Annotated in this window: 24 protein-coding genes; 5 read left to right on the top strand and 19 right to left on the bottom strand. The window is 28.3% G+C overall.

Going from position 1 to position 22,492, the window contains the following annotated elements:
- Positions 1 to 545: 545 nt before the first annotated feature.
- Positions 546 to 845 carry a hypothetical protein gene (locus tag ABWP20_RS10970; protein WP_353095846.1) on the bottom strand — a complete coding sequence of 100 codons (300 nt, stop codon included), beginning with the start codon at positions 843 to 845 and terminating at the stop codon, positions 546 to 548.
- Between the two features lie 22 nt (positions 846 to 867).
- On the bottom strand, positions 868 to 1,164 hold the full coding sequence (locus tag ABWP20_RS10965; protein WP_353095845.1) for a hypothetical protein: 297 nt from the start codon (positions 1,162 to 1,164) through the stop codon (positions 868 to 870).
- Between the two features lie 739 nt (positions 1,165 to 1,903).
- On the opposite strand from ABWP20_RS10965, the gene ABWP20_RS10960 reads away from it, so the two are divergent.
- A complete protein-coding gene (locus ABWP20_RS10960) occupies positions 1,904 to 2,074 on the top strand; it encodes a nucleotidyltransferase family protein (RefSeq protein WP_353095844.1) in 171 nt (56 codons plus the stop codon).
- 225 nt (positions 2,075 to 2,299) lie between these two features.
- On the opposite strand, the gene ABWP20_RS10955 is transcribed toward ABWP20_RS10960, so the two are convergent.
- The 5 genes from ABWP20_RS10955 to ABWP20_RS10935 form a co-directional block, all read right to left on the bottom strand.
- On the bottom strand, positions 2,300 to 2,539 hold the full coding sequence (locus ABWP20_RS10955) for a DUF2442 domain-containing protein (RefSeq protein WP_353095843.1): 240 nt from the start codon (positions 2,537 to 2,539) through the stop codon (positions 2,300 to 2,302).
- 65 nt (positions 2,540 to 2,604) lie between these two features.
- Positions 2,605 to 2,820, bottom strand: a complete 216-nt coding sequence (locus tag ABWP20_RS10950) for a DUF4160 domain-containing protein (protein WP_353095842.1) — start codon at positions 2,818 to 2,820, stop codon at positions 2,605 to 2,607.
- Between the two features lie 556 nt (positions 2,821 to 3,376).
- The gene (locus ABWP20_RS10945; protein ID WP_353095841.1) at positions 3,377 to 3,502 is read right to left on the bottom strand and encodes a hypothetical protein; all 126 of its coding nucleotides are present in this window, start codon (positions 3,500 to 3,502) and stop codon (positions 3,377 to 3,379) included.
- 287 nt (positions 3,503 to 3,789) lie between these two features.
- Positions 3,790 to 4,785: a dipeptidase gene (locus ABWP20_RS10940; RefSeq protein ID WP_503012534.1), complete on the bottom strand. Its 996-nt coding sequence runs from the start codon at positions 4,783 to 4,785 to the stop codon at positions 3,790 to 3,792.
- A 20-nt stretch (positions 4,786 to 4,805) separates the two neighbouring features.
- On the bottom strand, positions 4,806 to 6,017 hold the full coding sequence (locus ABWP20_RS10935; protein WP_353095839.1) for a DUF819 family protein: 1,212 nt from the start codon (positions 6,015 to 6,017) through the stop codon (positions 4,806 to 4,808).
- Positions 6,018 to 6,181: 164 nt separating this feature from the next.
- Between ABWP20_RS10935 and ABWP20_RS10930 the strand changes: the two genes are divergently transcribed.
- On the top strand, positions 6,182 to 6,739 hold the full coding sequence (locus ABWP20_RS10930; protein WP_353095838.1) for a cupin domain-containing protein: 558 nt from the start codon (positions 6,182 to 6,184) through the stop codon (positions 6,737 to 6,739).
- Between the two features lie 78 nt (positions 6,740 to 6,817).
- Here the strand turns inward: ABWP20_RS10930 and ABWP20_RS10925 are convergent, their stop codons facing one another.
- Together ABWP20_RS10925 and ABWP20_RS10920 are read right to left on the bottom strand one after the other, a co-directional pair.
- The gene (locus ABWP20_RS10925; protein WP_353095837.1) at positions 6,818 to 7,411 is read right to left on the bottom strand and encodes a metal-dependent hydrolase; all 594 of its coding nucleotides are present in this window, start codon (positions 7,409 to 7,411) and stop codon (positions 6,818 to 6,820) included.
- A gap of 120 nt (positions 7,412 to 7,531) precedes the next feature.
- Positions 7,532 to 8,047 carry a competence protein ComK gene (locus tag ABWP20_RS10920; protein WP_353095836.1) on the bottom strand — a complete coding sequence of 172 codons (516 nt, stop codon included), beginning with the start codon at positions 8,045 to 8,047 and terminating at the stop codon, positions 7,532 to 7,534.
- A gap of 213 nt (positions 8,048 to 8,260) precedes the next feature.
- Here ABWP20_RS10920 and ABWP20_RS10915 point away from each other — a divergent pair, with 213 nt between their 5' ends.
- Positions 8,261 to 8,809 (top strand): RNA polymerase sigma factor, encoded by a 549-nt coding sequence (locus tag ABWP20_RS10915; RefSeq protein WP_353095835.1) that lies wholly within the window; start codon positions 8,261 to 8,263, stop codon positions 8,807 to 8,809.
- A 203-nt stretch (positions 8,810 to 9,012) separates the two neighbouring features.
- Here ABWP20_RS10915 and ABWP20_RS10910 read toward each other — a convergent pair whose 3' ends face one another.
- The 3 genes from ABWP20_RS10910 to ABWP20_RS10900 form a co-directional block, all read right to left on the bottom strand.
- Entirely contained in the window at positions 9,013 to 9,966 is a 954-nt protein-coding gene (locus ABWP20_RS10910) for an SAM hydrolase/SAM-dependent halogenase family protein (protein ID WP_353095834.1), read from the bottom strand.
- 256 nt (positions 9,967 to 10,222) lie between these two features.
- Entirely contained in the window at positions 10,223 to 12,277 is a 2,055-nt protein-coding gene (locus ABWP20_RS10905) for an S-layer homology domain-containing protein (RefSeq protein WP_353095833.1), read from the bottom strand.
- A gap of 124 nt (positions 12,278 to 12,401) precedes the next feature.
- Positions 12,402 to 12,686, bottom strand: a complete 285-nt coding sequence (locus ABWP20_RS10900) for an N-acetylmuramoyl-L-alanine amidase family protein (protein ID WP_353095832.1) — start codon at positions 12,684 to 12,686, stop codon at positions 12,402 to 12,404.
- 285 nt (positions 12,687 to 12,971) lie between these two features.
- Between ABWP20_RS10900 and ABWP20_RS10895 the strand changes: the two genes are divergently transcribed.
- Both ABWP20_RS10895 and ABWP20_RS10890 read left to right on the top strand, forming a co-directional pair.
- Positions 12,972 to 13,640 carry a diacylglycerol/polyprenol kinase family protein gene (locus tag ABWP20_RS10895; protein WP_353095831.1) on the top strand — a complete coding sequence of 223 codons (669 nt, stop codon included), beginning with the start codon at positions 12,972 to 12,974 and terminating at the stop codon, positions 13,638 to 13,640.
- 11 nt (positions 13,641 to 13,651) lie between these two features.
- Positions 13,652 to 14,449, top strand: a complete 798-nt coding sequence (locus ABWP20_RS10890; RefSeq protein WP_353095830.1) for a DUF92 domain-containing protein — start codon at positions 13,652 to 13,654, stop codon at positions 14,447 to 14,449.
- Between the two features lie 65 nt (positions 14,450 to 14,514).
- Here the strand turns inward: ABWP20_RS10890 and ABWP20_RS10885 are convergent, their stop codons facing one another.
- The 7 genes from ABWP20_RS10885 to ABWP20_RS10855 form a co-directional block, all read right to left on the bottom strand.
- Positions 14,515 to 14,967, bottom strand: coding sequence for a VanZ family protein (locus ABWP20_RS10885; protein ID WP_353095829.1), 453 nt, complete (start codon positions 14,965 to 14,967; stop codon positions 14,515 to 14,517).
- A 108-nt stretch (positions 14,968 to 15,075) separates the two neighbouring features.
- Positions 15,076 to 16,632 (bottom strand): murein biosynthesis integral membrane protein MurJ, encoded by a 1,557-nt coding sequence (gene murJ, locus ABWP20_RS10880; RefSeq protein WP_353095828.1) that lies wholly within the window; start codon positions 16,630 to 16,632, stop codon positions 15,076 to 15,078.
- Positions 16,633 to 16,748: 116 nt separating this feature from the next.
- The gene (locus ABWP20_RS10875) at positions 16,749 to 17,867 is read right to left on the bottom strand and encodes an EpsG family protein (RefSeq protein WP_353095827.1); all 1,119 of its coding nucleotides are present in this window, start codon (positions 17,865 to 17,867) and stop codon (positions 16,749 to 16,751) included.
- 62 nt (positions 17,868 to 17,929) lie between these two features.
- Positions 17,930 to 18,685, bottom strand: a complete 756-nt coding sequence (locus ABWP20_RS10870; RefSeq protein WP_353095826.1) for a glycosyltransferase family 32 protein — start codon at positions 18,683 to 18,685, stop codon at positions 17,930 to 17,932.
- A 292-nt stretch (positions 18,686 to 18,977) separates the two neighbouring features.
- Positions 18,978 to 19,985: a UDP-glucose 4-epimerase GalE gene (gene galE, locus ABWP20_RS10865; protein WP_503012535.1), complete on the bottom strand. Its 1,008-nt coding sequence runs from the start codon at positions 19,983 to 19,985 to the stop codon at positions 18,978 to 18,980.
- 13 nt (positions 19,986 to 19,998) lie between these two features.
- Positions 19,999 to 21,114, bottom strand: a complete 1,116-nt coding sequence (locus tag ABWP20_RS10860; protein ID WP_353095824.1) for a glycosyltransferase family 4 protein — start codon at positions 21,112 to 21,114, stop codon at positions 19,999 to 20,001.
- Between the two features lie 288 nt (positions 21,115 to 21,402).
- Positions 21,403 to 22,467, bottom strand: a complete 1,065-nt coding sequence (locus ABWP20_RS10855; protein ID WP_353095823.1) for an NAD/NADP octopine/nopaline dehydrogenase family protein — start codon at positions 22,465 to 22,467, stop codon at positions 21,403 to 21,405.
- Positions 22,468 to 22,492 lie beyond the last annotated feature (25 nt).

The following is a 22,492-nucleotide window of genomic DNA, read 5'->3' as shown; positions in this document are numbered from 1 at the left end:
GGGGATAGAATTGCCTCCATCACCAAGAGGAAGTAACACGCTTTTGCGTGCTGCTCCGCAGCACGCACTTTATACTTATTATATAGCGTTAATCATAATTCATAACGCTTGAAATCACTGTATCTTACACAGTGATTTTTTGCTATCACTCAAATATTTTTTGAATATTTCTATTTTCAAAAAGGAGTTTCGCCTCTTCATGTCGAATAATATAAGTACGATCAAATATTATATTAAGGAGGCGAAAGCCCTTGTATGAACGTCAATTGATTTTTAATACAATTGATTTATTTTCATTAAATAAAAAAACTAACTTCTATTATTATATACAGATTTTGTGAAAAAAATCAATATGAACCGTAAAATAATTACGGCAGCAGTGAAAGAAAATTTTTATATTAGTGGGACACTACTCCTGTCTCCCTGTCACATCGAAAAATAAAATTGATAAAAGAGGATAGTAAGCATACTATCCTCTAAGATACCTTCTTATTTAGAATTTTTTGATTTTGATTTGATATTTTATACAAAAATCAGTATCTTTGTTATGAGTAGTCCCCCCAGTCTCTATCTATTATCCAATTGGGTTTCCACTTGATGTAATCGGCAGGATCAAATGTCTTATTCATTAACTCAATATTTAGTACTTGATCTGGTAATACTGAAAGATTATGATTACCCTCTGGACTATTTAATGTATAAAAGTGATATCTATCAAAACCATACTTGTATTTTCTTGATGTTCCATAGTCAAAAGGTATGCATTGCCTCACTATTTCTCTCTTTTCAACTGTTCTATTATAAAAGCTTTTTAAGTTACCATCATTAGAAAATAGCCTATTCATTATTGCATATTTCTTATTATTATCAAATGATAAAAAAAGTTTCTACATTTGATAATATCGTATTTTCATTTTCTTCCTCTTTACTATCACTATCTTGGTTAAATATAGATACTTTGGATTCTTCATTTATACCATAGGACTTTAATGAATCTATTTTTACTAAATTATTTTCTGTATAATACTTAATGGCTTCAGCTATAGTCGATTTTCCAGTTCCATTATTAACATACTTTACATTAAGAACATTTTTATAAATAGCAATTTCACCATTTATAATATTCTTGCAATTTTTTAATTTAACTTTAACAATATCACTCATAGTAAACATCTACCTCCCTAAATTTATTTCATACAAAATTCTACTTCAAGTATTAATACTTTATCTAATCATACAAGATACTTTAGCTATGCTTGTACAGATAAATAAACAAATCAAGCCAACTTCTTACCCAAGCTGTCTTGATTATATAGTGTCCATATATAAATTTTAGTCTTTCTATAAAGTATTTAGAATCCTTTCCTTTTTATATTTATTTACATCATCTTATGATTTTTTTATTGGATCAAATTTATCTGATATTTGTATTGAATTTGGCAAGACTTCCTTGATAGTCACCCCGTATTCAACCATATATCCAGTAAGTTCTTCCCTTACACACTTGATTAAAATTTAGTTTTTATTCTTATTTTATCTAATTCTGCATAACTTGCTAAAATCCTCTATTTATTTATCGCAAGTTTCAACAAATAACGTAACTAATACAAGTCAACAGATATATTCTATTGTTATCCTTATTGTCTGTCTACTGGTTCAAAACCACCTTGCAATCATTTGTGCCTATTAAGGTAGTTTTTAGTTTTGGAATTGGTTTATATATCACAGTTTAAACGAGAAACCTGTCCCTATGTTCTTGAGTTCCTAAATTAAATAACTATGTAAACATATTAATTTTAGTGTATAATAAGGCTAGATATTCAGGTCATAAAGAGAAATTGATTAATGAACTTGATGAAAAATCCTGTAAAAATTTATTAGAACATACGGAGGTGTTATATAAATGGACAATAGAGAAGTTACCGAAAAAATTAACAGATTTATAGATTCTATAGTTCCAGAATATAATCCTACTAAGATAATTTTATTTGGTTCCTATGCTAAAGGTACCAATAATGAAAATAGTGATATAGATATTGCAGTTGTAGTTGATGAAGTAGAAAGAAGTTTTTAGAAAAAGAAGCTCGTCTTTACAAGATTAGGAGAAGCATTGATTCAAATATTGAACCAATACTAATAGAACAAAATAATGATAAAAGTGGATTTCTAGAGCATATATTAAGTTATGGAAAACTATTATTTACTCAGTAAAGATAGCGAGTATGCCCCGACATTTGTCGAAAGCTAAGCAAACTAAAGCACCCACAAAAGTCGAGGCGTACCTGGTACTTTTGTTTGCTTATTGATATATCTTACTTTTTTCGTATAGGGTTTCCGGATCAATGTCTGCTTGATTACTCCATTCAATGCTATCAAAGCTTACCCTTACAGACCTAAATTTTTTTTCGTCCTTCAATTCCTTAAATATACCTTTATTTAAATATGGTTTCATATCAAATATTCTCTTCTCGCCATTTTCAAAAGTTAATAGTAACTGATAATCACTCAAAGGCTTTACATCTTTAATAGACAAATACATAAATTACACCTCCCCTATTTTAGCGGATCAATTTTAAAAGGAAGTTCACTGTTCATTGCTAAAACTCAGTTTGCTAATAATTCCTCCTGTCTTAACTCAGCCCAAGCTACAACGAGTTTAAGTTGCTTCTTAGGTAAATTTCCATCTTTCAGTTCACAGGTTCTTATATCAATAATAGCCCTATGTTCTCCATCATAAGCATGAAAGTGTGGCGGATTATGTTCCTCAGGTGCACAATACATTCTAATTATTATTCCATAAAACATACTTATAGTGGGCATTATATCATCCTTCTCATCAATTTGCACAATTATTTCGATTATTAGTTATATTATATCATGTTGGTACTAAAAAAGGAAACCAATCTCTAGGATTGATCCCCTTTTATTAATTTCTAACTTTAGATAAAAGTCGAGGTGGTACCCGGTACGATACCTCTGTACCTTTCTGGGTATTCTATAAGAAATCTCAGAAATCTTTATCTTTTTATCGCATTTTCCATAAATTTTTAAATAAATAACAATTAAAAAACTCCAGATTGTCTCTGGAGTTAATCCTTATAATTCTATTTAATTTGTTAGCATAGTCCAAAGTTGAAATACTCCATGTCCCTAAACTAGGTGCTAATGTTCTACCCACAATTGCATTTAAATCATTAGACTAATTCACAGTCTTTTAATATTTTTTCAATAACCTCCCATATTCCTAATGAGGGATTCTCTTTGTAATATCTGAACCCTTTATATTCATGTAGTATATATCCATTATCTTTATTACGTTGCATAATGACTATTGCACAGTTAACAGCAGTTACTACATCTGTCAACGTTAATTTATTCAAGATACGTTTAAAAGTGGCTTCTGAAGAATCATTGATTTCACCTTGTAGCCACTTAAGATACCACTCTCCGTTTCACCTTCTACACTAAAATAATATTTTTTAGTTGACTTCAATTTCGCCATTACTACACCTCTCTTTCTTGAGAAATCAATTCCTCAAAAATTGGTGTAAAATTAATATCTTTAATAGCTCCATATTGACTAATAAAATAGTTTTTCATATAATCTTCATGCTTACGCACTCCTTTTTCACCAGTAGTTCCAAAATCGGATAAAGCATATACTACACTATTATGAGCATCCTCATCTCTTTCAACAAATTTAATTTCATCTCGTCTGAATAAGTTTGAATTTAAGAATATTGGATTATGAGTATTAAAAATTAATTGCCTTTGATATTGCTGCTAATTTTATAACACCTTGTCCATTAAATTCAAGAAATTCTTATAGCCTATCTTTTCTATATCTTCTCTTGAAAATCCTCTTTCTCTAAGCTTTAATACCAAATTATTTCCTTTAGAGATATCCTCTATGCCTGAAGTACCTACATAAGAGTCTTCAGTAAAAGTATTAGAAGTATCACTTCCAATATATTCAAAAAAATCAAACCCTAAAGCCACATGGTCAATTCCTATAAGGTCCACAATATGCTCTATATGATTTATTAAATAATCGATAGTCCTCTTATTATGTTCCCTATGGATAAACTCGTTGAAAGCATTTATACCTATAAGTCCATCCCTTTCTCCAATAGCTTTTATTTGGTCATCAGTTAAATTTCTAGGAACATTACATAATGCCCTTGAATTTGAATGTGATGCAATGAAAGGTTTTGTCGCAACATTATAAATATCCCAAAATGTCTTATCATTAGCATGAGAAACATCTAATATGATTCCTAAATTTTCAATAATTTTAATAGCATCTTTACCTAATGAAGTAAGTCCTCTGTTTGCATCTCCTCTAATACCAGTTGCTAAAGCATTTTCTTCATTCCATGTCAAACTTGCATGTCTAAAACCTAGCCTATATAAAGTATATATATAATCAATATCCTCTCCTATGGCGCTTAATCCTTCTAGTCCAAGCAGTACACCAAGTTTGTTTTCTCCTACTGCCTGATAGAAATCATTGCTACTATAGAGTATTTTCAATATATCTCTGCTTTCCCAAATCTCCTTGCTCATGGATTTGATGCTCTCAAGACATCTTTCCTTTGGGTTCTCATCATGGGGAGGATCTATCCATATAACAAAAATACCCCCTGCCATATTACCCTTTTTAAACCTTTCTAAATGATAATCCCTAATAATATTTTTTAATCCTTTCTCTCTTTTTACAGTTACATCAGTCCATATATCTCCATGTATGTCGAATAACATAAACTCCCTCCTAAGACAATACACAGGATATCCTGTGTATTAATTTATAAATATTGTAATAAATTCCCCATGAATATTCCAAAGTAGTTCCCAATAATATATCCAAATACGCCTGCCAACATAATAGGTCCTATTAGTTTATTCCATCCTTTGGCAATTGCCATAGCAACTGCTGTAGTAGGTCCTCCAATATTTGCATTAGATGCAAGAAGAATCTCTTCTAAATTAAATTTAAATAATTTTCCCAATGATAAGGTAAATATCATATTTATAAGAACTATAATCCCAGTGAATACAAGAAGTAGTGGGGATCTAGTAAGAATAAGTTTGAGTGATGCAGGTACTCCTATGACAACTAGGAAAATATAGATTAGAAATGTACCTATTTCTTGAGCGCCATGAATATTAGCCATAAAATTAGGCATATATGTAGCTAATAGCATAGTTAAAGTTGTTATGAGTAAATATTTATTACCCAATAGCCCATTAAATAAATTATAAACAAAATTTCCAGTTGGTATTATTCTTCCTAAAAAACTTGCTATTTCAGTAGAGACCCATACTATAGTAAATGAAATAGCTATTGCAAAGGCTATATCCTTCAATGATATTTCTTTTCTTCCCCAGTATTTAGATGCTAAAGTCTCTCCTTCATCAGTATCTACATTACCTTCTACCTCATCGATATAGGGATGTTTAAACTTTTCTTGAAAAAATTTAATTGAAGGTATTGCTAATAAAACAAAGAAATATAATGCCATCAATAAATTATCTGCAACTACTAATGCAGATATCCAATCTCCAGATGTTCCAAAGGATTCAGCCATTGCTGCAAAATTTACTCCTCCGCCAATATAAGAGCCTGTCATCATTGCAGCCATCTTATATAAATCCGGTATATGATTTCTTAGAAGAATAAAAGATACAAAAGTTCCTAAAAGAGTCCCCATAGAGCCTATTAAAAATATAACCAAAACTCTACCACTTTCACGCCAAATCTTTTTTATATTAGCATTAAATAATAGTAAAGGTATACCTAATGGAACCACATATCCCCATACTGCATCATATGTTGGTGCATCTGTAGGAATTATATTAAGATTAGCTAATATCATAGCCCCTATTAATCCAATAATTGCTCCTGTTACTTTAGATGCCCACTTATAAGTTTGTTCAAGATAAATACTAATTGCTGCTACTCCGACTAATATTGTCCACAATGCCCAGGTGTTGTCTGCACTAATTAATGTACTCATATTAATCCCCCTTTAATTTTACATTGGAAATAATTTATTATCAATATAATACAATATATTCGGAATAATTTCAATATATTAAATATTTTTTAAATATATTGAATTCAATTATTAATCTTTTTGTGTTAAAATATATATAAAATCAACAACGGAGGTCTTATACTTTGGACATAGATATAAATATAGGGGAAAAAATTAAAAAATTAAGAAAAGAAAAAAATATGAATATATCTGATTTAGCAAATAAATCAGAGTTGAGTACTGGATTAATCAGCCAAATAGAAAGAAATTTAGTCACACCTTCTATAGTCTCCCTATGGAAAATTGCTAAATCCCTTGATGTTTCTGTAGGATACTTTTTTGAAGAAGAAAATAAAAAACATATTAGCCCAGTGGTTAAAAAAAGTAATAGGAAACGTATAATTGCTTCCAATAACAATGCAATTTATGAGCTGTTATCTGTGGACTTGAATAGAAGTATTGAATTTTTATATATTACAATTAAAGCAGGAGATCATTCTTCTAAGGATTTTGTGACACATGAAGGAGAAGAATGTGGTCTTGTGATTAAAGGAAAGTTAATGGTCAAAATGGAAAATGAAGAACATATCTTAGAAAAAGGAGACAGTATTTATTTTGATAGCACTATTCCACATAGATATATTAATATTGGTGATGAAGTTTGTGAATCCATTTGGGCTATGACACCACCAAGTTTTTAGATAAATTAATTTATCAGAAATTAATTTATCAGAAATAAAAATTATTAGAGCAGTCCTGTGACTGCTCTAAATTAAAATTTAAACTATATATAAATACTTCCCAAACAACAAACAAACAGAAGATATACCCAATAATGTAAATATTATATCTTCAACCTTGCTACTAGTCCTAATCTTAATTGGAAATGATATATTATTTTTTAAAGGATAAAATAACTGCACTCCTTTTGTGGTAAATAAATCCGCTATAATATGAAATCCATATCCTATAGCAAATCCAGTGTGTATATAATCCAATTCATATTTCACTGTGCATAGTTTAACTATGGACATAGATATAAGAAATCCTACTATACTATGGGTAAAACCTCTATGACGAGATATACCTATTAGAAAAGATATAATTCCTAGATATAATAGAACCTTTATTTCCATTGAATAATAAAAATATGTAAATACACAGCCCAAGGATAAGTAAAATAGTATTCTATGGAAATTATTATTAACTAATAATATCTTTTGATTTAGCTTACCCTTGGGATGGTCCAAATCTGGAATTAAAGAAGAAATTGCTGAAACTAATACTAATACTAACTGATTTTCCACTGGCTGATTAGAAGACATAGCCAATGCTGCTGTAATTCCTATTGCTACATGTGTTTTTCCTGTCATATTAACTCCTTATAGATGTCATTTTAATTAATTTTTTGTTATGCTTTGTACTATAGTTATAGTAATTGTACTTAATACTATCCTCCTTTGTCAAGAAAAGATAAACTCATCATAAGTTCATTATCTAGTAATGATTATCTTTGCATTATAGATAGTCTCCTCTTCACTTACTTTCATTGACCTATCTTCATAGCATCTGCTTACTATATTTCCATTTCTCATATGTTTATCTATTGTAGATAGACTACATAAACATGGAATATTTATTCCATTAGATAAGCATACAAAGTTAGAGTCCTTTTCTTCTTTAATCTTTTTAATATACCTCATATTAATGTATCCAAAAGCTCCATCATTTTTGTACATAGGCACTCTAGTCTTAAAAGGTATAAAAACATCTCTCTTACTTAATGGAATAGGTACTAAATTAGGTGATGATACTAAATCCCTATATCTTTTCTTTAATTCCATTAAGTCAATCATATAATGCTTCCCTATAAGACGCATAGCAGTTTTTATACTTTTTTCTAATATTAATGGCTCTGTATCCATAGTATAGATCTTAGTACAATTCCCCCTGTTATCTACGTACTGCGGCAAAATAGCCATTATTTCTTTACTAAGTATACTTTCCATTACACCCCTCCTTAGTAGAACTCTTAAACTTATAATATCAGAACGTATGTTTAAATGCAAGTCATTTTAAATAATTAAGGACTTGTAATTAGTCCCCATTATTTTAACTAACTCCCTCCATGACTTATCTTAATTCCCACTTTTATATTTTAATTACAAAACTGTATATTGAAGTTAAACAATTATTATTTGTTAAAGGAGGAGTGAATTAATATGTGGGATGAATTAATTAAATTAGCTAAAGAAGGAAATAAAGAATCCATTAAAGAAATAATAGATCGACTACAGCCATTAATTATAAGTTCTATTAGAAAATATTATAATATCGCAAATGAATATAAGGATTTAATACAGGAAGGTAATCTAATGATTTTAGAAAGTCTAAATAATTATAATCCTGATAAAGGTGTCCATTTCTTAGGATATATAAAATTAAATCTCAAATATCTATATCTAAATAAACATAAAAGAAAAATCCATCTTTCTCTAAATGAAACTATAGGAGATGGAGAGCAAGAAATAATAGATACTCTAATATCAGATAATAAACAAGCATTAGATATAATATTGGAAAATGAAATGAATTTCAAACTTAAAAAAGCATTAGAAAAATTAACAGAAAGGCAAAGAGAGATAGTAATCCTTTATTATGTAAAGAATTTGAGCATGGAAGAAATCAGTACTAATCTTGGTATAAGCTATAGAACTGTAGTAAACACAAAGGCTAAAGCCTTGGATAACTTGAGAAAATTAATGAAATGATTCTCATTTTATTACAAAAATAACCATTAGCCCCTACTAATGGCCAGTATTCCATAAACCTAATATTGAAGTCTAAATATTTTTTGTGTAAACTAATACTAGTTAACAAAATGATGTTGACTATCACAGGGTAAATAGCACTTACCTGTGCAACTTTTAAAAAGACCTAGGACAAAATCCTAGGTCTTTCCTCTTATTTTAATTTATTTTACTTTTGTTAATTTAATAGTCCATTCAGCACCTGAACTAACTTTATATTGCTCTGCAAAACTACCCATATTAATAGCAGCAGATACATTTAATAAACTGTTAAAATATATCATAGGTTTACCTTCAGCTACCTCTCCAAAACTTTCAACATATGGCATGTTTCCTGTGTAAACTAATTTTCCTTCATTAAATATCTCAACTTTAAACATATCTCCATACTTTGGATCTAATTTTTCAAATAATTCATCAGGAATATTTGACCAAATATTTCCATATTGAATATCTAATACAGGAATATTACCCATTACAGTATTATCTTTAATAGTAGCTTTTTGATAAGATATTGTTACGATTTCATCTTCAAGCTTTGGTCCTACATCTTCAAACTTAAGTTGGCCTGATGCAAGTCTTGCTCCTACATAAGCAAATATATCTCTACCATGGAATGTATAAGATTTTTCTGAGCCTTTAAGTCTATTTTTAGTTTCATCAATTTGTCTTATTTCTTCAATGCCCATATCTTCTGCAACTAATCCAAATAATCCATTATCTGGTCCTACAAAATAATGTCCTGATTTGGTTTTTAATACTATTGATGCTCTTTCTGTACCAACACCTGGGTCAACAACTCCTACAAATACTGTACCCTTTGGCCAGTAACCGCAAGTTTGTTTAAATCTATATGCTCCTTCCCAAATATCAAAACTTGGTATATCATGAGTTACATCAAACATTTTAAGTTCAGAACTAACTCCAAAAGAAACCCCTTTCATAGCAGAAACTGCCCCGTCCTTTAAACCAAAATCCGTTAAAAATACTAATGCTGATTGATTACCAGCTGCTTCAGCTTTATTAGTAAAGGAAAGACTAACAATTGAAAAAGCTAATACAAATGCAAGAAAAAGACTTGTTAATTTTTTAAGATTATGTACCTTAGATTTAAACATAAAAAAATCCTCCCCTATATTTATTTAATATTTTCCTAGTTAATTATAGCATAATTACAACGAATTTCCAAATAATGGATTTAGCTTTTTACCATTACTTTTGGACTGTTTGATAATGTGTATTATCAATGAATCCTATTTCCATCAACTATAACAGACACCTTAGTCTGCCTGAGGATATAAATTAATTACACCATCATATTATAAAAAGAACATCTAATGGATTGCTAAATTTATTAGATGTTCTTTTTTAATTTTAAATATCCCTATTTAAGATATTGTATATTAGAACAGCTGCCTCTTCTCTTGTTAAATTATCTTTTGGTCTAAAATTTCCTTCCCCACTTATAATTCCCAAGCCTTCAGCAATTGCTATATGTCCTTTTAAATCAGCCGATATTTTATCTGCATCATCATATTTTAATTTATATATATCTTTTAAATCCTTTAGTGGTTCCTGTCCAAAAGCTCTAACTATATATTTTATAGCTTCTTCCCTAGTTACTTTTGCCCCCATACTTTTTTCTTCTTCTTTTAGAATACCTTCATCAATAAATCTTTCATACATATAATCTAGATCTTCATACAAAGAATATCTATATTGGATTTGGGAAAGTAACTGGAAAAATTCTTTCTGGGTTATTTCTTGTTTTGGTTTAAATTCTTCTCCCTCAAATAAAATAATATACTCTTGTAATTTATTCATCTGATTCTTAGCAAAACTATTTTCTATATCCTTATATCTTTTTATAGTTGTTTTTTCCATTAACTCTTTTCCATTATCTATTACTTCTGCCTTTTTAGTATCTACCGCTAAATACTTATCTTTAAAATCATATACTAGCTTAACATTCTTTTTTTCTTTTTCATTATTTTCTACTTGATATTCTAGAACTAATTCTCTATCTTTTAATAGTATTTCTTTGGCTTCATCTTTTTGCATTATATCATTTGGGGATTCAAATTCTAAATCACTCCAGTTATAATCATATGATTGTACATTACCTGTAATATTGCTTAAACTTATTCTAAAACCATCATTTTCAACTTTAATATCATTTTCTTTTCTTACGAATAGAAAACTAGATATATTCTTTTCATTATAAATTAAATCTTCATCTTCATACTCTATATACTCTACTTTTTTATATTTTTCAGGATTACTATTCTTTATTAATTCCTTTGCCTTTTCTAATAACTCCTCTTTACTATATTTTGGCTCTTCCTCATCTTCATCCCGGAAGCCAGGATCAGAAAAGTTTATAACTTCCCCTGTTTTAGCATTTATTCTTACCCCAGTGCCACTTCCATGATCTCCAACATGTTTCATAACCATTACTTCCCATATATAAATATCTTTTTCTTTATTACCTAATAATTTATGGCGTTTTATTTCATATTCTTTTCCTAATTTAAAAGTATTTATTATCTTTTCACCTGATTCTTTCCTATTTATTATCTTCTTAGAATTTATTAATTTATTTTCTTCTTCTACTGATATCTTTTCCATATCCCTATGGGACATGTCTCCATATATAGGATATGTCGATTTATATGAAGTACTTATCATATTCTTTGTCTTAGCATCAACTGTCTTATCTGTATCTATCAAGCTATATCCTAAATATGATTTTGCATTTTTATCTATTTTTTTTAATTTATATAATAGTTCTAAATCTATACTATCCTTATATATTTTTTTTGCCTCATCTTTTGATATAATGTTTTCTGCATCCTCAAACTTTAAATCTTTTTCCCAATTTATACTAAATCTATTTACTTCTCCTGTTTGAGTATCTACACTGATATATACATTATTTCCATTAAATAATATATCCTTTTCTATCCTTATAAAACCATAACTATATTCTTTCAAATCATTTCTAAGATATGCATCCTCTTGATATATGATTTCATCTAATATATCCGGATATAATTTTTTTATAAAATCTTTAGCAATTTTTTCTCCTTGTTTTTTAGTTATCTTCGGAAACTTATTAGGCTCAGCATTTCTATTGGTACTATATTCATTTTTCCAATAACCTATTATATTCCCCTGTTCATCAATATCTACACCTATATTTTTATCTCTATTACTCCAATATAGACTTATAATTTCCTTTCCATAAAGGCCATTATATTGATGTTTATCAAAACGATCATACTCATCCCCTATTTTAAATAGAGTTTTTATCTTCTGAATATTTTTGTTTAAACTATCTTCTTCTGCAAATCCATTTAATGGTATGCCTGTGATTAATAGTGTTAATATCATCATAAACATTAAAACTTTTAATTTTACCTTTCTCATAACATCCCCTCCATTTTTTATTAATTCAGATAATTTTATACAATTAAATTTTAACATTTTATGGGTTCTTTTACAAGCCAATTCCAAGTATAATGGCCCTTGAAAGCTCGTCTATTATTTCCTTTCATTTCCTATCAAATAAATCGTTGTCTAAAGCATTATCAATAAATCCTATTTCTATTAAAACTGCAGGCATCTTAGTTTTCCTGAGAACATAAAAATCAGCTCTTTCCTTTAATCCTAATGTTATATCGGATATTCTAGTCTCATCCACATATATATCAGATAACCTAACTTTCTTTGCTACTTCCATCCCAATACTTAAATTATCCATAGATTCTTTTCTTCCATTATATATGGCACCAGAGTCATGTCCTCCATGTCCATAGTCAAAGCATAATCTAGCCATAATATCATCCTCCTATATTATTTATATAATATAGATAGAATAAGGTTGGAGAATTTACTATATGTTATTTTGAAATAATATCAAATGACTTTAATACCTTTGAAATTTATAAAATACACTTTTCTACAATTTATTATTTAATTTTTATATATTAATGGTATTATATTATATGGACCTTATTTTTCTAAATTATGCCAATTATAGACAAAGCAATTTAGATAGCAATCATAAAATTAAATTTAAATATAAAGTTATGTTTAATTAGAAAAGATAGGGGGGTTCAATTTGAATAATATAGTTGGAATATTAGTCTCTATAATTTTTGTATTTTTAATCATAGGAATGGCTTCTTTAATGAAAAAATCAAATATTTTATCTAAAGAAGGAAGTAGAAAATTTATTCATATAGGTGTTTCTAATTGGTGGATTATTGCAATGGCCTTTTTTGATAATAATATAAGCGCAGCCATTGTGCCAGGATTTTTTGTTATTATTAATTATATCTCTTATAAAAAACAGATTTTTAATGCTATGGAAAGAGATGGCTCAAAAAAAGACTTAGGAACTGTATACTATGCATTATCTTTACTAATTCTATCCTTGATGACTTTCAAGGATAAAGAACTATCTTACATAGGTGCTTTAGGCATATTAATCATGGGGTATGGTGATGGTTTCGCTGCAATAATAGGAGTAAGCCTTGGAAAGCACAAATTCAAAATATTGGGAAATGATAAAAGTATAGAGGGAAGTTTAGTCATGTTTATTTTCTCATTCATAGTTTCTATAACAATACTTTATATATTCAATCCTGTTAATATATTATTATCTAGCTTTTTATTAGCCTTACTTAGTACAGCTTTAGAACTGTTTTCTCCTCTTGGATTAGACAATCTTACTGTTCCATTAGGCTCTGCTATGTTTCTTTATATTATTTTACTATTACAAATTTAGGAAGTGATTAAATGTTAGATTTTACAATAGGACTGTTTTCTTCTTTTTTAGTTTCCTTTGTAGCTTATAAAAAATCCTCATTAAATATAAAAGGATTTTTAGCTGCTACAGCATTAGGTACTGCCATATATTCCTTTGGAGGCATATGGTTTTTTAATATAATGATAGCATTTTTTATATCTTCAAGTTTGTTAACTAAATTTAAAGGGATAGATAAGAATGAACTTGATAAATTAAATGAAAAAGATGGAAAACGTGACCATATTCAAGTTCTTGTCAATGGAGGAATAGGTCTTGTTTTAGTTTTTTTATACTATCTTTATGATAATCCTGTATTCTTATTGGCTTATTCTGTATCCTTTGGAGTAGCAACATCAGATACCTGGGCTTCTGAAATAGGTGTCTTAAGTAAATATGAACCTTTATCCATATTGAATCTAAAACCTATAGAGAAAGGAATGTCCGGTGGCATAAGTGTATTAGGAACTATCTTCGCTTTTTTAGGTTCTGCATTCATATCTTTAATTTTTCTCATTGCATATATTAGAATATACAATGATATACCGCAGGGACTTAATTACTCTTTAATATGTTTAATTATGGGATTTATAGGTTCAATTATAGATAGTGTACTAGGAGCCTCTATACAAGCTCAATATTATTGTGAAGCAATAGAGTCCTTTACAGAAAAGAAATTATATGAAAACAAAGCTAATAAACTTGTTAAGGGTTTTTCTATTATAAATAATGATATTGTAAACCTTACTAGCAATTTAATATCTACTTTGATTGTATTTCTATTATATTAGTAGTATTCTCAATAGATGAATTTCTTTACTAATAAGTGAATTAGGCTATAGAAACATTCTATAGCCTAATTCTTTAACCTATAAAGTATTATCCCAGTCATTGCCCCAGCAGTATCAATAACTACATCTTTCAGTTGAGCGCCTCTTCCTGGTACAAATAGTTGATGTACTTCATCTGATATTGCATAAAGAATACAAAATATTAGAGCAAGTATGGTACATTTAACCATATTCATTTTACTTAACCTCAATATATACATAATCAATATTCCTAAAACTAAATAGGTAAAGAAATGAGCATTTTTTCTTATAATATGATTAGCTTTTCCATGATTTATCTTTACTGTAGGTGCTACTTTTTCTGCAGTCTCTACAATAACTTTGGTAACCTTTTTACTTAAACCATTAGATTGATGAACTGGTTGAGATGATAAGTAGAATATTAATGTCATCCAAAGGATGACAACTGAATAAGATAGTATCTTCTTATAATTATGATTAACCTTAAATTTTTTCATGACTATTTCCTTTAGTATAGTTTTTTATTTATTGTATTATATCATATTGTTCAATGATAAAATAGTTTTTTAAAATAAAATATGACAGCAACTATCCCGCTGTCACATTTAAGCCTTAGCTATTAATCTTGCTTTAACTTTATCTACAATATACCTTATTTCTTCAATTCCAAACAAATAACATAAAATTCCATATAAAACTACTCCCACTCCTACAGATATCAACAATGATATTAAATTATATAATTTAGATACTCCCAAGATTCCATATAATCCATGATAAATTAAATAAACAGCTATCCCCATTATAACTGAAGCTAGTCCAGTTTTAATAAAAATAACAATATACCCCTTAGTACCTAATGAACCTATTTTCTTTTTTAATCCATATAGTAACATAAGAGTAGCTATTGTTGTAGCTATACTAGTAGCTAATGCAAGGCCTGAATGAGCCATGAATTTAACTAAGATTAAATTTAGGATTACATTAAATATTACAGATATAGCTCCATTAATCATTGGAGTTTTAGTATCCTGTAAAGAATAGTATACTCTATTGAGTAATAATCTAAGTGCCATAGCCACAAGACCTATAGAATAAAATATTAAAGCTTGTGATGTCATAATAGTTGCAGTACTATCAAATGCCCCTCTTTGAAAAGCAATCTCTACAATAGGAGTAGCCAATACTATAAGTCCTACAGTAGCTGGTACAGTGATTAGTAAGATAAGATTAATTCCATGACCCATTATCTTTTTCATACCAGGTATATTATCACTATTTGATTCTTTTGATAATAAAGGAAAGATGACAGTAGTAATAGCTGAAATGAATACACCTAATATAAGACCATTTAATTTATTTGCGTAGTTTAATGCTGATATACTGCCAGAAATCAGGCTAGATGCTAAAGTTTTATCAACTATAGCATTTAGATCATTTATGGCTACACCTACAAGAACGGGTAAGCTAAGTAAAATAACTTTTTTAACATACTTATCTTTTAAATCAAATTTGAATTTGTATCTATATTCTGAAACTCGAGCCTCAGGTATTTGAATTAGAAATTGAGAAGCTACAGCTAATACAGCGGCTACCATTAATCCTGTTATACCAAATTTATTAGATAAGAATAATAAGAAAAAGATATAAATAAAGTTAAAAGGAAATCCAATAACAGCTGAAGAAGTAAATCTTTGTTCAGATTGCAAATATCCAGTTAATACACCGATAACTCCACTAAATAAAATCATTGGTAAACCTATTCTAGTTAATTTAACTGCTAAATTAAACTGTTTTCCTTGGAATCCTTTTGCTAATAGTTTTACTATAATAGGTGTGCTTAACCATCCTATGATTACTAAAATAGCTGAAATCACAAATATTATATTAATTATGTTATTAGTATGTTTAATTTTGCCTTTTTTGCCTTCTTTAGAATCTATTTCTGAAAGAATTGGAATGAAAGTTGTACTAATAGCATTACTAAGAAATCCGGTTACTATTCCTGTAGCAGTTAATGCAACAAAAAATGTGTCAGTTTCCATACCAGATCCAAACTTTGAGGCTATAAGAACTTCCCTAATAAATCCCAGGAACTTACTTCCTAGAGAAAATATTATTATTATTAAAGCTGATTTAGCTGTTTTTTTCAATTTAGTCATGATTTCCTCCAATAACATAAAAAGGGGATTATTATGCATCATTACATATCTTTATATCCACTCGATTATTAATATATAATTTACAATACTTTATTATAATTTCTATACAGGTACCTTTAATTAAATATGTAACTTCTATATGGAATTAAAGATCCACTATCAAATAAATTTAAAAACCTAAAAAAACCAAAAGCACAATAAATTATTAAAATACAATAAAATATTAGATTTTGTTTTGTACGCTTTGATAATAATCCAGATAAAATAACCCCATAGCTAATAGTAAAATAATCCTTAAGACGAGTTAATACTTCATAGTTTCTTAATAATGTAAAAAGTGGTATTAATACAATAAATAATTTTATAAACACTTTATTTTGAGGAAACTTCTCCATATATTTATCATATGAGATTAATAAAAAAAGCATTATTATAAAATATTCAACTGTATGCAGTATACTAAGACTTGAAACTGAAGATCTGTTAATTAATCTTACAGTCTTTTCCATAATAACAGGATTATTTATTAATTTTATTATCGGAGAAAAAATATATAAAATCTTAACATTAAATAAGCTTAAAAGTATAAAAGGTATAAATATCAAATTTATAATAATTATATTTTTTTTAGATAGTTTTAATTTATTTAAGAAATATAATGGAAATAAAATAATCGAAGCACTATGTATTTGTAATGATACAAAACAACAAGTAAAATATTTAATCACTTTTTTCTCTTCTATATATTTAATAGAATATAAAAATAATGCTATAGTTAATGACTGTCTCAAGCTTATAAATGTATTATAAAAAAACATTTTGTATAGAAAAATTACTATTATTAGTCCATTCTTATTATTATATCGAGAAAGAGCTTTGAATAGTATGACGTAAAATAATATAGAATGAATTAATGTAAATCCTTGAAAGTTAAATCCTATTGTTTTTATTAATGAATTTAGAAATAAATAACCTTTCTCAAATCCAAATACATAATATAATTCATGTATATTGTTAAAATTGCTAATAAACTCTGGAATTTTAGGTATACTATTAAAAGCAGCGCTATATATGTAATAATCTTCCCCACCTAAATAATATCTAGTACCAGAGAAAAAAATTAATAAAAAGACTAAGAACTTATTCAAAATTCTTGCTATCTTTTTATTGGAATTTAAAAAATCAAATATTGCATTTATGGCAGAATAACCATACAAAGCTACATACCAAAACATTGATTTACCCCACTTTAAAATAATTTTTGTTTTTATTAAATTAGTAAAATCACATAAAAATTTTATGCATTTTTATGTCTTATATAATATACAATTCCTAATAAAAAATTTAGCCCTTTTCTTCCAATTATTTTTTCAATAAATTGTTTTATTTTTCTTCTTCGCTTTACTCTATTTCTATCTTTATCGCTAAGCCAAGATCCAGAAAAATGATGGATTGTATAAGTATCTTCCGTGATATTGATAGAACCAGTATATAAACTTTTTGCACAGAAATAGTTAGTAGGATATATATATAGCTCATCTCTCAATGTCTGCAGACTATCCTTAGGCTTCCAGTTATAATTATTAATTGTAAGTTTAGTTATAAGTATTGTATTAGTAACTATATTAATCTTACCATTGTCTAGTATAAACTTTCTATCCCTATACTCATCTAGTAAACTTTTTATCCATGGATGATTTTTTTCCGCCCCCATAGTGCCAGTAACACATGATTTATCTCCTTCATTTCCCGTAAAAGCACCATGAACAAGAAATCTATCTAATGGTTTCAAGACTTCTACATCAGTATCCATATATATACCTCCATGGTGATAAAGAGCATATAGTCTAACATAATCCGTTACAAAAGCATATCTTTTCTGCTCGTATGCCCCTTTTACATATTGATTTAAGTTTATATCAAAATTATTTTCATCCCATAGCATTAGCTCATAGTTTGGTAGATATTTTTTCCATGATTTTATACATTTTTTTGTTAATTCTGGCATCTCCCCATGTCCAAACCAGCAATAATGGATTATTTTAGGTATCATTATATTTCCTCCTTCATCTATCAACAGAGTGTTATATATGAATTATATATATTCTATTTTGTTCTTATTTCTATATAAAATATTTCTTCATTTATCAATCATATCACATATTATTAGGTCTATTCATTATAATCAGCACATAAACTTTTATATATTAATTTTGATATATTCTTTAAAAACATATCAAATTTTTATTTATTATATCTTGTATGGCATAATATTATCTCATTGGCACCATTAACCTCATAGATTTCATTATAATTAATTATACATAGTATCTAACCCTATCAAATCAGTAATTCGAATTAACTAATTGAAATTTCCAAGAATCTTGGCACATCGTTCTAAGACTCTTTTTTGCCATCCAGTCAAGTTCCTTTTTAGCCTTGTTAACATCTGCATAACATTCTGCTATATCTCCCAATCTTCTCCCAACAATATTAAAGGGAATTTTTATATTTACAGCATCTTCAAATGCTCTAACTACCTCTAATACGCTATAGCCTTTACCCGTACCAAGGTTATATATATCAAGACCTTTATTATCATTTAATCGTTTTAATGCTTTCAAATGCCCCTTGGCTAAGTCTACTACATGAAGATAATCTCTAATTCCTGTTCCATCATGAGTTGAATAATCATTACCATATATATTTAGATATTCTCTCTTACCTGCTGCTACTTGTATTATATATGGCATAAGATTATTAGGTATTCCATTTGGTTCTTCACCTATTAATCCGCTATCATGTGCACCTATTGGGTTGAAATATCTGAGGATTACCATATTCCATCCATTATCAGATTTATATAAATCTCGTAATATTTCCTCAATCATTAGCTTAGTTCTTCCATATGGATTTATAACTGATAATGGAAAATCTTCTTTTATAGGTAACTCCTTTGGATTTCCATAGACTGTGGCCGAAGAGCTAAATACAATGTTTTTAACATTATAACAACTCATAGCCTCTATTAGATTAAGAGTACCTATCAAGTTATTTTTATAATATTTCAATGGGTTTTCTACAGATTCTCCTACAGCTTTATAACCTGCAAAGTGTATTACAGCCTCTATTTTATTTTCAATAAAAACCTTTTTGAGAGCATCCTTATTTAATAAATCTATATTATAGTCAATAAAAGTTTTATTGGTTATAATTTTTATCTTATCTAATATTTCTGGTTTGCTGTTTGAAAAATTATCTATAATAATAACATTATAATTTTTTGAAAGTAATTCTACACAAGTATGACTTCCTATATAACCGGTACCTCCTGTTACTAAAATTGCCATTATTACTTCCCCCCAATTACAGCTTATATATACCTTGCATCTCCTTAAGAACATTTTCTAGTGAATACTTTTGGACTAGCTTAATCCCTCTTTTACCAAATTCAATTCTTAATTTATCATCTCTATAAAGCTTTTCTATAGAGTTAGCAAAGTCTTCCACATCATCAAGCTCAATAATATATCCATTTTCTCCATCTTTAACTAAATCACGATGTCCTCTTACATTTGTAACTACAAGTGGTAATCCAGTTACCATTGCTTCCATTACATTAACTGGTAACCCTTCTCTTCTTGATGATGCAACTACAATATCAGATAACTTTAATAATTTGGGTACATCTTTCCGGTGTCCTAGGAATTCTATATTGTTATGTATTGCTAACTTTTCAGCCTGTGCCTTGTATTGGCTTTCCATTATTCCACTTCCTGCCAGCAATAATTTAATATTAGGAATTTTTTCTCTTAAGATACTAATTGAATTAATTAATAAATCTTGGTGTTTATTGTAATTTAATTCAGCAGCATAAAATAAAATAAAATCTTCTTCTAAATATCCATATTCTTTTCGAATTTTTAATTTTTCCTCTGTATTTTGGAATTCAAGCTTATTTAAATCAACCCCCACTCCATGAACCTTTTTTATTTCATTGGCTTTAAAGTTCTTTTGAATAGCAATATTATAATCTTCTTCATTAATAGTAATTAAACAATCTGTATATCTTGATAACCATTTTTCTATTGGATAATAAATGAGCCAGTTTTTTAATAATGATCCTTTATAAAAATGAAATCCATGTGCTGTATAAACTATCTTTACATTTTTCATTTTTCTACATCCGATCCTCACACAAGTTGATGCAACAGGTGTATGAGTATGTACTAAATCATATTGTCCATTAATAATTAATTTCTTTAAGTCTTTATAGGCTTGAATATTTTTTCTACTCAAAGGTGAACGGCAAAAATTTATTTCATGAACATTACATCCATAATCGTAGATTTTATAACTTATTGGACTCGTTATGCTACAAGCTACATCTACAGTATGTCCTGCATCTAAAATCATTTTGATATGTGGTATTAAAAAAGCGTTTATTGTTCCAGATACTGTTGCTACATATAGAATTTTCATATATAATCACTCCATACTTTAACTAAATTTGTTTTAGTATTTAGTTTACGTTCATAGATAATATAGTACTATTTTAAAGTTTCTAAAATAATAGGGGAATTGTGAACAAATTATATTTGATTTTAAATTTTTAATTATAGTGCCACTCAAAATACAAATCTAGTTTTGATAAATTGCCCAGAATGTCTATACACGTGATTCTTAAGATCTTATAATTTATTATTTTAATTTTCCCTGTTAATTCATACATTTTCATACCTAATTATCTTTGTTCATACCCTTTTACCACTATTCACTTAAGATTTTATTAATGTTTTCCTCTCCCAATCTTTCTGGAGTTCTACCCTCTTTACGCAAATCTCGTTCTAATGCTGCACTTGCAATTTCTATTAAGGCTGTGCAAATTGGTGTTTCAATATTTAGCTGTTTACCAAGAGCCTCTAACATAACAATTCCTTGTGGAACATCTTCTGTTATATACCTAGAATCTACAGTCGTAGGTCCCTTAGCCCTAGTAGGCATTGCAGCATACCAAAAGAAAACTTCTTTAGCATTCTGAGTATCATCAAGGCTATTTCGAAATTTACACGCTTCAACATATGGAAGTTTCTCAAATCCCAAAGCTTCTAATACATCCATCTTTTCGCTATCAAGTTTCTCAAGAACATTCCAAACACTTGGAGTAAAAACTTCATGATACATTATGTAATCCCCTTTTGTTTTTTCAATACGCGGTATACTCATAACTGCCCCAACAGTATGTACAATCAAGTTTGGATTATGAAGTGCAGCTTCAACAACAGAAGATAAATATGTTAATGGAAATCCCATTTGATCAAGTTTTTCCCTAGCTCTATCAGTATATTTTACAGGGTAAACTCCTAGAGGATTTCGTACATTTCTGAATCCAACCTTAATAAAGCCTGGTTCTACAATACGACAATCTATAAATGAACTTTGTGCCTCTACAATAGTAATATTTTTATTGTTACAATATTTTAGCATATATGCTGTTGATAGATATCCAGGATTAAATACAATAATTTGTTCATCTTTAATATATGGAACCATACGTTTAACTAAAGCTTCGTGATAATTAGTTTGAATATAAATAATGACAATTTCTGCATTAGCTAATTGTGATAAATCAGTGGTAACCTTTTGTATATATGTTTCTTTGGTTTCATTTTTTTCAAAGATTCTAATTTTCCCATTGTTTTCTACTAAATACTCAAAATTTTCATTATGCATTGCATTAGATGTTTTTATAAGTGTTACTTCATGCCCTCTTAGAGATAAATCTGCTGCCACTGCACAACCACCATTACCTGCTCCTAAAATTGCTATTTTCATTATATTTCATCCTCCTATATCATTT

The organism is Tissierella praeacuta (genome assembly GCF_040396155.1).
Taxonomy (GTDB): Bacteria; Bacillota; Clostridia; order Tissierellales; family Tissierellaceae; genus Tissierella; species Tissierella praeacuta_A.
This window is presented reverse-complemented; position numbering and strand designations above follow the sequence as displayed.